The following is a 12,194-nucleotide window of genomic DNA, read 5'->3' on the forward strand; positions in this document are numbered from 1 at the left end:
AGCTTCCGGAGAAGCTCGCATCCGACCTGCCGGGTACCCCCTACTCCAGAGAGGCGTTGCGGCGTCGAAAGGCGGACTTGGTCAGGAACAGCGACAAGCTGGATGCCGTGCATACCGAAGCGGGCCGGGCTTACTTGCGCGATGTGTCCCGGTACCTCGAGGGGCTCGGCATGAACCTGTCCCACGGCGGGCACGAGCGCCCAGCCCGCGAGCTGTTCCTGGCCTCCCTGGGTGTCCTCCACACCACCGCCTCGCTCGAGAGAACCGCCTATTGGCAACGCCTCGGACCCGACGATCCGCCGTATTACAATTTCGCGGACCCGGCCCACGTCTTCCTGCGCGACTGCCGCGCCGCCGAACCCTACGGCAAGCCCTGAAACCGGCACGCATGGGTGATCCGCAAGACGGGTCACCCGGCCGGCCCAGGGCATTTTACGCCCCCCACACATGACCCACGTCTCTACCCCGAAGGACACCAAAATGGCCTCCACATTCTACGACCTGATCGACGCATGCTTCGCCGGCGTGTTCGGACAGGAACCGATAGCGCGTTTCCTGCGCGAGCACGGCATACCCATGGCCGGCGAACCGCTGCCGCCAGACATGGAATGCGGAGAACCGCGCCAGGCGTTTCGGAACGCATGGGATCTGACCCTCAAAGGCGAGGTGGAATACTTTGAGGGTTACGCTTGGGACCCCGTCTGCGGCGAACTGCCCTTCCATCATGCCTGGGGTGTCGATCGGAGCACCGGAGCGGTCCGCGACACGACCTGGCAAGACCCAGCAGGCGCCGTCTACCTTGGCGTCCACGTTCCAACCGGCGTGCTGCTCACGAACCTTGAAGAGAGCGGCGTCTTCGGCGTGCTCGACAAGGGCCACGGGTTCGAGCACGGGACCGCGGACGCTATCTGGGGGTGGGTTGACCACACGCTCCCGCGCGATGTGCGATCGAAGCGGATCCAGCGCGAACGTCGACGGCGGCACGCCTGACAGGCCGTTGACCAAGTCTGCGCCCACCGTTGTTTTGCAAGGCACCACCGCTGCGCCCAGAGGTGGACCGGCCACTTCTCCCGACGAAACACGGTGCGGAAATGCCCGGACCGATTCAGCTCATGCGCCCACGACACCTTCGAGATAGCGACGGACCCGGACGATGTCGTCCACGTTGCCCTGGCGCATGACATCCAGGGCGGACCGTCCACCGAACGCTGTATTCGGCTGGCGAACCCATCGATAGCCACGCTGCACGTCAGTGAAGATGGTTCGGAGGGCCCTGTGGATCGCCAATAGATGCGCAAGCCGTGCTTCGACATCGCGCGCAACGCTATGCACGGTACCGGCTTTCCATTCGCTCCAGGTCTGCGCCGGCAGATCACCGAGCAATACCAGCGCTTCGGTGTCCGCCACCGACCAACGATCAAACAGCCTCACGACCGCGCCCACCATGGCGCAGCTTTCCTCTTGGGTCAGTTTCGGCAAGGGCCACCGCGGCACGCCTTCTCTCGATGTTGCCTGATCTGACATACCCGTCTCGCTCGTTCGCGTCTCCGGATCGTCCAACTATTCGGCCGACCCAGCAACACCTTTACGGATGATCGTTCCGGTAACGACATGATCGTCACCGCCAATTACTTTCTGCAATGCCGGATGGGTCAAAGACACTCTGTGTCCGCGGTGAATCTTTGCTTTGGCAATAACTATTGTGTTGCGGTGAGGCGCACGTAGATATGGGGCAATGAACCGTGGGTCGAGCAAAGCCCGACCCACGTTCACCGGGAAGGGTCGAACCGAGGACGTGCACCGATGTCCTCAAGTTCGGTCCTCATCCTACCCATGACGTCGGCGTCGCTCAAGGTAGGGCAACCGTCAGGGTGCACCGCCCCGTACCGGTTTCTTCGATGTCGCGACAACCGCCTCGTAGCGGTCAATTTCCCATAGCTGCGTTCGACCGACAGGACGGCTGCTCTCTCCAAAAGACCGCAAGTCTGACGCCGCTCGGCCAGATTTGTTCCCGCCGATTTTTGCCCTCGAAAAACGGACCAACATCCTCAGTGGGGAGGCGGTCTCCCCAGGAAAACTTGAGGATAAAACTATGAAGATACCTTCCGAAATCGCCGCGCCGTTGCGCAACCTGAGCAAGGAGGACCAAACCTCGCTGCTCGTAAAAGCCGGTCTGCAGATCAAACCTCGTTCGGTTCGCGGCTCGTCCGCAGGCCGCTTCTACTGCCATGATTGCGGTCTGCCGCGCGCCGCGATTGCCAAGCTGCGCGATCTCGGACACGGAGAAAAGATCATGACCGGCAGTGGCGCAAACTCCGGTCGCTGGTATTTCCCGCTCGAGATCCTCGAGATGGCCGCACGTGAAGCTGAACGCCGCGGCGCTTGACGATCGATACCGCTAAAGGCCCATGCCTTCTCGCGACTAATCATGTGGCGCCGGATCCGTGTTCGGCGCCACAGATGGTTGCGTCTGGCGACGTTTGGCCGTCCATTTAGGCTTCAAAGGTCGTTCACGCAACGCGCTGTCAACGTCGCGGTTTGCCGGCATACCCCAACCCGGGAAACGCGATCCCGCTCCCTTCCTCCTTGTATGGGATGGGTTGCGCCTCGCCCTCCTTCTGGATCTCGAAGGTCAGCCGCCCGTCCGCATCCCGGGACGCGGCATAGGTCAGAACCTCGCCCACCTCGTTGTCGCGCGTGAAGGTTAGCACCTTCGGCGCGATCCTGGTTACGTCCTCGGCCGGCCGCAGATCGTGCGAGCAGATGATCAATTGATCGCCGACCTGGCAGGTCCGCGCGGCGGCGCCGTTCAGGATGCATTGGCGCGCGCCGCGCGTGCCGTAGATGACATAGGTCGAGATCCGCGCGCCGCTCTGCTTGTTCCAGATGTCCACGAACTCCATCGGCAGGATCCCCGCCGCCTCGCAATGGTCCGGGTCCAGCGTAATCGAGCCGTGATACTCGAGGTCGGCGTCGGTGACATGGATCCCGTGCAGCTTCGCAGCGACGAACTTTTTCATGGGTTGCTCTACCTTCTTTCTATGGCACGGCCGGCAGAGCTTGCGACTTGCGGGCGAACACACTACCAAGTTGCCGTTACGTAAACTTGAGGCCATGAGATGAGTCAACCCGCCCCGCAGAAGGCCCTCTCGGCCGCTGACATCCGCGCCCGCAAGGGCGGCGTGCCGCTCGTCTGCCTGACGGCCTACACCACGCCGGTCGCTCAGTTGGCGGATGCGGAATGCGACCTGGTGCTCGTGGGCGACAGCGTGGGGATGGTGCTCCATGGCCTGCCCTCCACCCTCTCGGTGACCATGGACATGATGATCCTGCACGGCCAGGCGGTCGCGCGGGGGACACGCCGAGCGCTCATGGTCGTCGACATGCCCTTCGCAAGCTACGAAGAGGGCCCCGAGCAGGCGTTTCGCAACGCAGCCCGGCTGATGGCGGAGACCGGGGCCGGCGCGGTCAAGCTCGAGGGCGGACAGCACATGGCTGCGACGATCCGCTTCCTGGTGGAGCGCGGCATTCCGGTCACGGCCCACATCGGCCTGACCCCGCAAGCGATCAATGCGCTCGGGGGCTACCGGGTCCAGGGCCGCGGGGCGGATGCGGACCGGATCCGCGAGGATGCCCGGGCGGTCGCCGCCGCCGGTGCCTTTTCGGTCGTCCTGGAGAAGGTGCCCGCTGCCCTCGCCGACGCGATCACCGACGAGCTGGACATCCCCACGGTGGGCATCGGCGCCTCGGCGGGATGCGACGGGCAGATCCTCGTCATCGACGACATGCTCGGGCTCTTCGACGCGTTCAAACCGAAGTTTGTGAAGCGCTATGCCACGCTTGCGGAGGGCGCCTCCGCCGCGATCCGGACCTATGCCGAAGAAGTCCGCGCGCGCGCCTTCCCGGCGCCCGAACACGTCTTTGGCGACGAAGGAGCCACATCGTGAAGATCATCCGCCGCAAATCCGAGCTCCGCGCCCTGATCCGGGAGTGGCGCCAAACCGCCACGACCATCGGGGTGGTCCCGACGATGGGAGCGCTGCATGCCGGCCACCTGAGCCTGGTGGAGGCCGCCAAGGCGCGCGCGGATCGCGTGATCGTCACGCTCTTCGTGAACCCGCGCCAGTTCAACAATGCCGAAGATCTTGCCAAGTACCCGCGCACCGAGGAGAGCGATGCCCGCAAACTCGCCCCCTTCGCGGTCGACGTGCTCTATGTGCCCGAACCGGAGGACATCTACCCCGACGGCTTCGCGACCTCGATTTCGGTCACAGGCGTCAGCGAAGGGCTGTGCGGTGCCACCCGGCCAGGGCATTTCGACGGCGTGGCGACCGTGGTCACCAAGCTCCTGCTCCAGACCGACGCCGACCTCGCCCTCTTCGGCGAGAAGGATTTCCAACAGCTCCAGGTCGTGCGTCGCTTGGCCACCGACCTCGACCTCAAGACCGAGATCGTGGGCTGCCCGACGGTCCGCGAGGCGGACGGGCTCGCCATGTCCTCGCGCAACCTGCGACTGAATACAGAGGCGCGCGAAACCGCGCCAATGGTCGGACAGGTGCTTGAAAGCACGGCAAGGATCATTGGTCGTGGCGTGGACGTCGCTCAAGCTCTCTCGACCGCACGCGCAGCGCTCGCGAGTTCGGGTTTCGGCGAGATAGATTACCTCGAACTGCGCGGCGATCCGGATCTCATGCCCGTGACAACCGCGGACCGCCCTGCCCGTCTCTTCATCGCTGTCTGGCTGGACGGCGTGCGCCTGATCGACAATGTCCCGGTTAAGGCCGCGGCCGTCGACGCGACCGACAGACTCGAGCCCGCCTGACCTTCGGTTGCGAAGAGCACCACGCCAAGCGCGCCACTCATATTCCGCGACATCTCCAGAACCAAACAGGGGCCTTCATGATCCGCCATTTCGTCTTCTTCACCGCCCGGGAGAGCGAAAATCTCGTCGCCATCCGCGACGGTCTGCGCTGTCTCACGCGCATCCCGCACGCGGACCACCTCGAGATCGCGCTCAACCGCAAATCCGATCCGGCGAGCAAGGAAGTCGATATCGTGGTTTACGGCGAGTTTGCAGACGATGCGGCGCTGGCCGCCTACAAAGCCCACGCGCTCTACGCCGAGTCCATAAAACGGGTGAAGCCGCTGCGCGAATTGCGGCTCGCCGCCGACTACGACGTGGAACACGCCTTCACCACGGCTGGCGATGAGAGCTGACATCGCGGCCGAGGCGGATATGTCCGGGGGACCGGCGCCAGGCGCGGAGATCCTGTTCCGCGACGACGTCGCCGGCCGCGAGATGCACTTCGCGAAGCCCCATGCCATCATACGTGCGGACGCGCCCGAGGAGCTGCGCGCCGCCCTGGCAGACGTAGAGCACGCGCAGCGTGCGGGTAGGTGGTGCGCAGGTTATCTGAGCTACGAAGCTGGCTACGCACTCGAGCCGAAACTCCTTAACCAACTGCCAGCAGGGCGCCGCCTGCCGCTCTTGTTGATGGGCGTTTTCGACGCGCCGCGGGAACGCCCGGTCACGCCGGCTCAGATATCCGACGCGGCGCTCACGGCCTTTGAAACGGCATGGTCCTATGAAGCCTACGCGCCGCGTTTCGAGCAGGTCCACCGGCACCTCTGCGCCGGGGATTGCTACCAGGCGAACCTGACCTTTCCGATCACCGCCCGGTGGCAGGGGGCGCCCGCGGCGCTCTTCGATGCCATGACTGCCCGGCAGCCCGTCCGCTACGGGGCGCTCGTCGACCTGGGCGGCCCCGTCATCCTGTCGCGCTCCCCGGAGCTCTTCTTCGATGTCGACGATGCGGGCTGGATCGAGACCCATCCGATGAAGGGCACCATCCGCCGCGGCGCCAACCCGCAAGAGGATGCACAACTTGCCGAGGCGCTGCGACAGGATGCCAAGTGCCAGGCCGAGAACCTGATGATCGTCGATCTCCTGCGCAACGACATCTCCCGCATTTGCGAGCTTGGAACGCTTGAGGTGCCCGAACTCTTCCGGCTGGAGAGCTACCCGACGGTGCATCAGCTGGTCAGCCGCATCCGGGCCAAGCTGGCGCGTGGCGTGGGGTTCGCAGAGATCATCGCGGCCCTCTTTCCCTGTGGTTCGATCACCGGCGCCCCGAAAATACGGGCCATGCAGATCCTGCGCGCGCTGGAGCATGGCCCGCGCGACGCCTATTGCGGTGCAATCGGTTATCTCGCCCCTAAGGGCCGCATGCGCTTCAATGTGGCGATCCGCACGATCACCCTGCACGAAGGCGGCGAAGCGGTGCTCAACGTCGGCGGCGGCCTCGTCTACGATTCCGAAGTGCGCGCGGAATACGAAGAGTCCCTGCTCAAGGCGCGTTTCGCTGGCGGTGTGGCAGAAAGAACCGAGGACTTCGCCGAGACCCGGTCCCGATCTACAGGGTCGGTTCTGGAACAGCATCAAACGTTCGCACGGGGCGCCTCCCCTGTCTCGCTCCACGGTCGGCGAAAAGTCTGACAAGCTGGCGGCCAATAAGCGGCATTGAAGCTTTGCCGACGGGCTCAGAGATCTCGGCCAAGTAGACCTGGTTGCCGCTGCCGTCTGCGCGGATGGGCGCGTTTTTTCGGGAAGGAGAGGTGCCAGTAAATCCATGTGGTCCTGTGGCCGGATAGGATGTGCGAGCTCCTCGTACTCTACCTGGTACCAACCAACCGGCTGCATCCTACGCCTCGCCGACCTTTCTCTGCGGACCAAGCCGATGCTCCGACCGCACTAACGGCTTTTATGAAAGTGCCCGCAGACAAGAATACGAGATCGCCAGGACGGGCCTCCGTCACGACTTCATAGAAATGGCTGGAGCCACCGTTTCGGATTGTCTTCGGCGACCACGTATACCCGCCGCCAACTCCTGCCTTATTGGTTTGCTTCTGATGGACCCACCAGGAGCGGGCCATCCTGAAAATCCGCTAAAGACGAAATATGGAACAGAGGGTAATTGCTGGACCGTGAACGGCGACAAGTGCCGGATCGCACGCGGTCTGATAACGGCTGATAGACATCAATATTCGGGGAAGCCGCGGGACCGCTCCACCTATCGAACCAAAGCTCTTGTTATGATTTCTGTTTTCGCTAGTCTGACCCCGAACATTTTAAGGATTACGATATGAAGCCCAACCTCAAGAAAATGAACCGTAAGGAGCTCGAGAAGCTCAAGACAGATATCGACAAGGCGCTTTCGCGCGTGGAAGAAGACGAAAAGAAAGCCGCGCGGCTCGCTGCTGAGAAAGCGGCAAAGGCCATGGGGTATTCGCTTGATGACCTGGCTGATGTGAAACCGGCCAAACGCACGCCCAAGAAAAAGGACGCCCGCACAAAGGTCGCACCAAAATACGCCAATCCGAACGCGCCCGAGCAAACCTGGACGGGACGGGGCCGTAAGCCGAAATGGATCGAAGAACATCTCGCGGCCGGCGGAAAGCTCGAAGATATCGAGATCAAAAAAGAGCAACCGACGGCGAGCTAGGTCTCAAACGGACAGCCTCCTTAAACTCCGCACCGCCAAGGATTAAGAAAAAAGCCATGGCACGCACCCCGCTAAATGAAATGACCCGCGATGAGCTCATTGCTGAAGTCGAGTTCTTACGAGCGGCCCTGGAAAGGACTGGCGTGCGGACGCGGGAAGCCCAGAAACGGCCGGACGAAACCAACGAAAATCCAGCCTCCGCGAGCGAGGCCGTAGCCGCGGAAATTATTGAACGGATCGAGGCCTGGGTTGGCTCCCACGCCCAGGCCGTTTCTTGGTATGAAACGCAGCCCTTGCCGTCTTTTGACAATATAAGCGCTGCGGAGTTGGTGCGCCAGGGGCGTGGCGCTGCGGTAAAGGCCTACATTAAGCGGATTGCTGAAGGCGGATACAGCTGATGCGACGGAATTAAGACCTGGCTTTAGGTTCACTCCGAAACTGCTTCGTATGTCGCGTGCATTATTGTTATTCTTCCCACCGCAGTGTTGTCATGAGAATTCGGGATTGTTAGCCTCATACCAATCCCTGACTGTTCTTGACAGTTTTGACAGCGCAAAGCCCCGGCTCATTAGCACGCCAAGCATTGCTAAGCGTTCCGTGAACGTCGCAGAGTCTTCTCCAAAAGCCGTAAATTCGAACAGCCCGGCAGAATACTCATCATTCGGATCATAGCCCAAAGCGCGCCAGGCGCCGATAACCTCGCCGTCACGAGTAATGACGTCGCCCTGCGATAGGCGCGGATCGTACACGCTCTGCATCCACTTATCGTGGCCAATGAAGTTGATTGGGTAAACCAGTTCCATCGTGCAATGACTGCGTTAATTTTCCCGATCGCGCAAGTCGTCTCAAACAGTCGATGGCCCTAATACCGTCATTCACCAGACTGGTCATCGCTGCGACGCAGCTTCCCGGAACCGGCCGTTAGTGGCACCGTGCAGTATCGCCCGATTGGCCAAGGTCAGCGGCACGCGGGCGAGGACCAGCTGGAGCTGACCGCCGCCGACACTCACCCATCGTTATTGGTAGAGGCCCTTGTTGCCGCTCTCACGGCGACCGCCCCGAAGTTCGGGGCGGTCATGGCGCGCAGTCCGGCGCCTTGAAGGGAGTGAGTGAGGCACCGGGCGACGGCACACCATCCGGGTTTCATTTCAGGCTCACGAGCTTTGTGCGCTCAGCGGGTTCTCGCTGCGGACCGACAATAGCCGGCGGATAGCTGGCGATACCGGGAACACCTTCCATCCGTGAGCCGCCCAATGGCTGGACGAGAAGGTACCCCTGCAACACGCGGTCTTTCGCGATGGCCCGAGCTACAAGGATCATCTGGGCGCGCTTGCGGGCGGCGACCTGTTTCGCTGTCAGGGGAATGTAGGGGGCCGGTGTCGCGTGCCAACCCAGGGGCGATACCTCGATGGGGGCGTAAGGTGCGGCGGTGCGGTCCTGGGCCAGGGCCCCGGCGGTTGCCGCGAGGAGCGCGAGGGCGGCGAGTTGCGCAATGCGGGTCATGGTCTTTCTCCGTGTCTGGAGCACTTCGGGTCGTCCGAACGTGCGGTGGGGTGCCCGCGGGACGGCTTTTGCCTGAACGGGCTGCCCCTTGAGCGTTCCAGACCGTCGCGAGGCCGGCACCCCACATTCATGGGGTTCCTCAAGGCTTTTTCTACGCGACACTCAGATTGGGCCGGTGATCGTCAGGGCGAGGAATGGCTGGACAGGTTACCGGACCATCAGCGATATTAGGGACTAACTTGACCGACGCCGGTCCCTCGTGACCCATCGGCATGTTGGCCCATCCCAAACGGTCTCCGCCCGCGGGCTTTGCCTCGTCGTGCGGCGACCGACACGACAGGTTGTTCTTGGTGCCGCGACGGTCCGCGCCAAATGGGCGGACCGGTCCCGGCCATCGGGAGGATAGGCCATGGACAAGACGAACCACATCGGACCGAACCCCATCCACGCGGCACACGGGATCGCGCATTTCGGCGAGGATCCTCCCCCGCCCTACCAGATCATGACGCGGGATTTCCTCTTCCTGCGGGCCCGCTTCCGCCGCGACGCGGTGCGCGCGGCCGTGCCGGCCGAGCTCGAGATCGCCGACGAGGCGACCGGCTTCATTGGCATGCTGACCTCGACAGGCGGATGGGGGCTCGAGCCCTACTCGCTCCTTTACCTCGCACTGGACGTGAAGCACGCGGCCTCTGCTGACGGCACGCCGGGCCTGTTTCGGGCGGTGAACTACTATTCAGGCCAGCCAGGCCGCCTGTTCCGGCGCCACTACAATGCCCGCATGGAAATTGGTTACAGCCGCCAGTGGAACGATGGATTTACCTGGTACGGCGAAGGCGGGCGCGATGAGCCCGAGGTTCGGATCGAGCTGCGGCGCACGGGGGACGACCTACCGGCGCCCGCCTCGGGGATCCACCATTATCTGGCAGATGCGCCCAAGGGCGGGCTGGCGCATTTCTACGTCACCTACACGGCCCAGTTCGGCGGCGCTGAGGTTGTCGACTACGCGCTGACGGACACGGCGGCTCCATTGCTGAAGTCCTTAGAGCCGGTGGAGTTCCTGTTCTCCTACTATTGCCCCCAAACACCCTTGGCGATCGGAGAGCCACACCCTTACGACCCGAAGACTGGCGCGCCCGATACCGAAGCACACCGGCTCGGCCTGATGGATGTCATCAGCCGGATTGGCCTGGCCGCGGCCTTGGTAAGCCGGGATGGCCGCCTTCTGTTTATCAACAGCAAGGCCCGGGGTCTGCTGGCCATGGCCCAGGTTGGCGGACGCCTCATCGCGTGGCGCAAGGAGGATCAGAGACAACTCGATGGCGTCATCGCCAGCACGGGGAACCAGGACACCCTGATCTCCCCGCCCGTGGCCCTGGTTCGGCCCGACAACGCGCTCCCCGTGCTTGCCCGCGCCCTTCCGGTCTCCGCGGCCATGGCGGGCGAGCCGGCCTTTCTCGTGCTCTTCAGTGAACCGGAAGCCCGCCCGGCGAAGGATATCGACAAGGTTCTGCAGGTCCTGGGCCTGACCCCGGCCGAGGCCCGTCTCGCAGCCGGCATCGGGGCTGGGCGTTCCGTAAACGACTGCGCCGATCATCTGGCGATCACCGCCAATACCGCGCGCTCTACCCTCAGGGTGGTCTACGACAAGCTTGGGATCTCGAAGCAGAGCGAGCTCGCGGGCATCGTGGCCCGTTTGGAGTGACGCCCATGGCCGAGCCCAAGACCTTCTTCCACACCACGGGCGACGACAAACTGCCCCTGCCGCCACCGCCCTACCAGGTGGACGTCGACCACTATCTTTCGGTCGGCGTCACGTTCGACCCGGTTCAGGTACGTCGCATCTTGCCGCAAGGCCTGGAACCAAACGAAACGCATTGCGGGATCGTCTCGATGTACACGGCGCCTACGGGTTGGGCGATCGCACCCTTTTCTTGCTTCTATGTCGGCATCGAAGTCCAAGGCTATGATGCACCGGACGGATCGCCCGCGCATTACCTCGTGGGCCACTACGACGACGGCCGAGCGCTTGAGGCATTAACGCCTTCGGGACCTTTCGTCGGTCCGGCGACCACGAACATCGACCTCCTGGACGGGCAGCTTACCGGCACTGCGCACGACGAGGACGGCATTCTTGGCCGGTTGTCGGCGGAACGCTCAATTGGTTCCGACGCACCGCCCACCTCGGGGACACACTTCTATCTGGTGGAGGACTGGGAGGATCGACTGGCCAAGATCGTCGTGGCCTACACCTCGCGCATGCAGGAGGTGTCCGTCAGCCGGTGCCAGATCGACCTCCGTCGGTCTGGCAAGCGGATCGACCTAGATATCGTGGATGTGCTGTGGGGCATCTACCTGCCAGGCGCGAGCTTCGTCATCGGCGAGCCACGAGCGATCACGGACGAGAGCGTCTCTGACGAAGGCGAGATGGCAAAGATCGCCCTGGGCGAGCTCTTGACGCGGATCGGGCATGCCGCGGCTCTCGTGGCCACTGATGGCCGTGTTCTTTACATGACCCCGTCCGCGCAGAAGGTCCTGCAGAATGCCCAGTTCGATGGCCGCCTCCGGGCTTGGCGGCGCAACGACCAGCGGGCACTCGACGCCCTGATCAATCCGTCTGACCGGCACATGACAATTTCCGACCAGGTCGCGCTGGAACGCCCTACCCATGCGACGCCCCTTCTTGCACGCGCCATGCCGGTGGCGCCCGTCCTCACGGGCGAAAGAGCCGTGCTCGTGATCTTTTCGGACCCGGCAGACAGGCAACCCCGAGACGTGCAGCCCTTGCTCCGGATGCTCGGCCTGACCCCGGCCGAAGCCCGCGTGGCGGCCGCGATCGCCGCCGGTAACACCATCCGCCATTGCGCGCAGATGCTGAACATCACGGAGAACACGGCTCGCTCCACCATGAAGGTCATCTACGACAAGCTCGATATTTCCAAGCAGAGCGAACTGGCAAGCATCGTGGCGCGGCTCAACTGACCGTGTCGGGATGCCTTCGGCGGCGCAACAAAGCCGTACCAGCCTTGGTCCACGGCAGACTTTCTAGCCGCCGCGGGTCACCAACCGAGGGCCGCACACTTACGCTTGCTCTACGGCACGAAGATCGTCCAAAAGAACGCCAATGCTGTGAGCGCGATCAGCACCGTCGCCGACGCTTTCAATGCCCCCATTCGCCTGGCCTTTATCACC

15 protein-coding genes are annotated in these 12,194 nt (G+C 63.2%); 11 read left to right on the forward strand and 4 right to left on the reverse strand.

Annotated elements, in window-relative coordinates; translation table 11 throughout:
• The coding region (locus tag GQE99_RS21560; protein WP_235917210.1) for a hypothetical protein at positions 1 to 377 on the forward strand (377 nt) is incomplete at its 5' end.
• A 103-nt stretch (positions 378 to 480) separates the two neighbouring features.
• Positions 481 to 990: a hypothetical protein gene (locus tag GQE99_RS11920; protein ID WP_161351861.1), complete on the forward strand. Its 510-nt coding sequence runs from the start codon at positions 481 to 483 to the stop codon at positions 988 to 990.
• A gap of 120 nt (positions 991 to 1,110) precedes the next feature.
• Here the strand turns inward: GQE99_RS11920 and GQE99_RS11925 are convergent, their stop codons facing one another.
• The gene (locus GQE99_RS11925; protein WP_235917211.1) at positions 1,111 to 1,479 is read right to left on the reverse strand and encodes an MbcA/ParS/Xre antitoxin family protein; all 369 of its coding nucleotides are present in this window, start codon (positions 1,477 to 1,479) and stop codon (positions 1,111 to 1,113) included.
• 613 nt (positions 1,480 to 2,092) lie between these two features.
• Here GQE99_RS11925 and GQE99_RS11930 point away from each other — a divergent pair.
• Positions 2,093 to 2,386: a hypothetical protein gene (locus tag GQE99_RS11930; RefSeq protein ID WP_161351863.1), complete on the forward strand. Its 294-nt coding sequence runs from the start codon at positions 2,093 to 2,095 to the stop codon at positions 2,384 to 2,386.
• A gap of 139 nt (positions 2,387 to 2,525) precedes the next feature.
• Here the strand turns inward: GQE99_RS11930 and panD are convergent, their stop codons facing one another.
• Entirely contained in the window at positions 2,526 to 3,020 is a 495-nt protein-coding gene (panD, locus tag GQE99_RS11935) for an aspartate 1-decarboxylase (RefSeq protein ID WP_161351864.1), read from the reverse strand.
• Between the two features lie 99 nt (positions 3,021 to 3,119).
• Between panD and panB the strand changes: the two genes are divergently transcribed.
• The 6 genes from panB to GQE99_RS11965 all read left to right on the forward strand — a co-directional run bounded on the left by panB (position 3,120) and on the right by GQE99_RS11965 (position 7,900).
• Positions 3,120 to 3,947 (forward strand): 3-methyl-2-oxobutanoate hydroxymethyltransferase, encoded by an 828-nt coding sequence (gene panB / locus GQE99_RS21565; protein WP_161351865.1) that lies wholly within the window; start codon positions 3,120 to 3,122, stop codon positions 3,945 to 3,947.
• The gene (gene panC, locus GQE99_RS11945) at positions 3,944 to 4,822 is read left to right on the forward strand and encodes a pantoate--beta-alanine ligase (protein ID WP_161351866.1); all 879 of its coding nucleotides are present in this window, start codon (positions 3,944 to 3,946) and stop codon (positions 4,820 to 4,822) included. Before panB ends, panC begins: the two co-directional genes overlap by 4 nt.
• Before the next feature lie 77 nt (positions 4,823 to 4,899).
• Positions 4,900 to 5,217 carry a Dabb family protein gene (locus GQE99_RS11950; RefSeq protein ID WP_161351867.1) on the forward strand — a complete coding sequence of 106 codons (318 nt, stop codon included), beginning with the start codon at positions 4,900 to 4,902 and terminating at the stop codon, positions 5,215 to 5,217.
• On the forward strand, positions 5,207 to 6,496 hold the full coding sequence (locus GQE99_RS11955; protein ID WP_235917212.1) for an aminodeoxychorismate synthase component I: 1,290 nt from the start codon (positions 5,207 to 5,209) through the stop codon (positions 6,494 to 6,496). Before GQE99_RS11950 ends, GQE99_RS11955 begins: the two co-directional genes overlap by 11 nt.
• Before the next feature lie 646 nt (positions 6,497 to 7,142).
• On the forward strand, positions 7,143 to 7,502 hold the full coding sequence (locus GQE99_RS11960) for an H-NS histone family protein (RefSeq protein WP_161351868.1): 360 nt from the start codon (positions 7,143 to 7,145) through the stop codon (positions 7,500 to 7,502).
• A 56-nt stretch (positions 7,503 to 7,558) separates the two neighbouring features.
• Entirely contained in the window at positions 7,559 to 7,900 is a 342-nt protein-coding gene (locus GQE99_RS11965) for an antitoxin Xre/MbcA/ParS toxin-binding domain-containing protein (RefSeq protein WP_202530769.1), read from the forward strand.
• 90 nt (positions 7,901 to 7,990) lie between these two features.
• On the opposite strand, the gene GQE99_RS11970 is transcribed toward GQE99_RS11965, so the two are convergent.
• Positions 7,991 to 8,305, reverse strand: a complete 315-nt coding sequence (locus tag GQE99_RS11970; protein ID WP_161351869.1) for a hypothetical protein — start codon at positions 8,303 to 8,305, stop codon at positions 7,991 to 7,993.
• Between the two features lie 340 nt (positions 8,306 to 8,645).
• Complete coding sequence (locus tag GQE99_RS11975; protein ID WP_161351870.1) at positions 8,646 to 9,005, reverse strand: hypothetical protein; 360 nt, start codon at positions 9,003 to 9,005, stop codon at positions 8,646 to 8,648.
• A gap of 409 nt (positions 9,006 to 9,414) precedes the next feature.
• Here GQE99_RS11975 and GQE99_RS11980 point away from each other — a divergent pair, with 409 nt between their 5' ends.
• Positions 9,415 to 10,707, forward strand: coding sequence for a hypothetical protein (locus tag GQE99_RS11980; RefSeq protein ID WP_161351871.1), 1,293 nt, complete (start codon positions 9,415 to 9,417; stop codon positions 10,705 to 10,707).
• A gap of 5 nt (positions 10,708 to 10,712) precedes the next feature.
• Complete coding sequence (locus tag GQE99_RS11985) at positions 10,713 to 11,984, forward strand: helix-turn-helix transcriptional regulator (RefSeq protein WP_161351872.1); 1,272 nt, start codon at positions 10,713 to 10,715, stop codon at positions 11,982 to 11,984.
• Positions 11,985 to 12,194: the final 210 nt, after the last annotated feature.

It is taken from the genome of Maritimibacter harenae (assembly GCF_009882975.1).
Classification (GTDB): Bacteria; Pseudomonadota; Alphaproteobacteria; order Rhodobacterales; family Rhodobacteraceae; genus Maritimibacter; species Maritimibacter harenae.

Coding starts and splice junctions, on each gene's coding strand:
- GQE99_RS11920 (WP_161351861.1), top strand. CDS start 481: ATGGCCTCCACATTCTACGACCTGATCGACGCATGCTTCGCCGGCGTG.
- GQE99_RS11930 (WP_161351863.1), top strand. CDS start 2,093: ATGAAGATACCTTCCGAAATCGCCGCGCCGTTGCGCAACCTGAGCAAG.
- panD (WP_161351864.1), bottom strand. CDS start 3,020: ATGAAAAAGTTCGTCGCTGCGAAGCTGCACGGGATCCATGTCACCGAC.
- panB (WP_161351865.1), top strand. CDS start 3,120: ATGAGTCAACCCGCCCCGCAGAAGGCCCTCTCGGCCGCTGACATCCGC.
- GQE99_RS11950 (WP_161351867.1), top strand. CDS start 4,900: ATGATCCGCCATTTCGTCTTCTTCACCGCCCGGGAGAGCGAAAATCTC.
- GQE99_RS11955 (WP_235917212.1), top strand. CDS start 5,207: ATGAGAGCTGACATCGCGGCCGAGGCGGATATGTCCGGGGGACCGGCG.
- GQE99_RS11960 (WP_161351868.1), top strand. CDS start 7,143: ATGAAGCCCAACCTCAAGAAAATGAACCGTAAGGAGCTCGAGAAGCTC.
- GQE99_RS11965 (WP_202530769.1), top strand. CDS start 7,559: ATGGCACGCACCCCGCTAAATGAAATGACCCGCGATGAGCTCATTGCT.
- GQE99_RS11970 (WP_161351869.1), bottom strand. CDS start 8,305: ATGGAACTGGTTTACCCAATCAACTTCATTGGCCACGATAAGTGGATG.
- GQE99_RS11975 (WP_161351870.1), bottom strand. CDS start 9,005: ATGACCCGCATTGCGCAACTCGCCGCCCTCGCGCTCCTCGCGGCAACC.
- GQE99_RS11980 (WP_161351871.1), top strand. CDS start 9,415: ATGGACAAGACGAACCACATCGGACCGAACCCCATCCACGCGGCACAC.
- GQE99_RS11985 (WP_161351872.1), top strand. CDS start 10,713: ATGGCCGAGCCCAAGACCTTCTTCCACACCACGGGCGACGACAAACTG.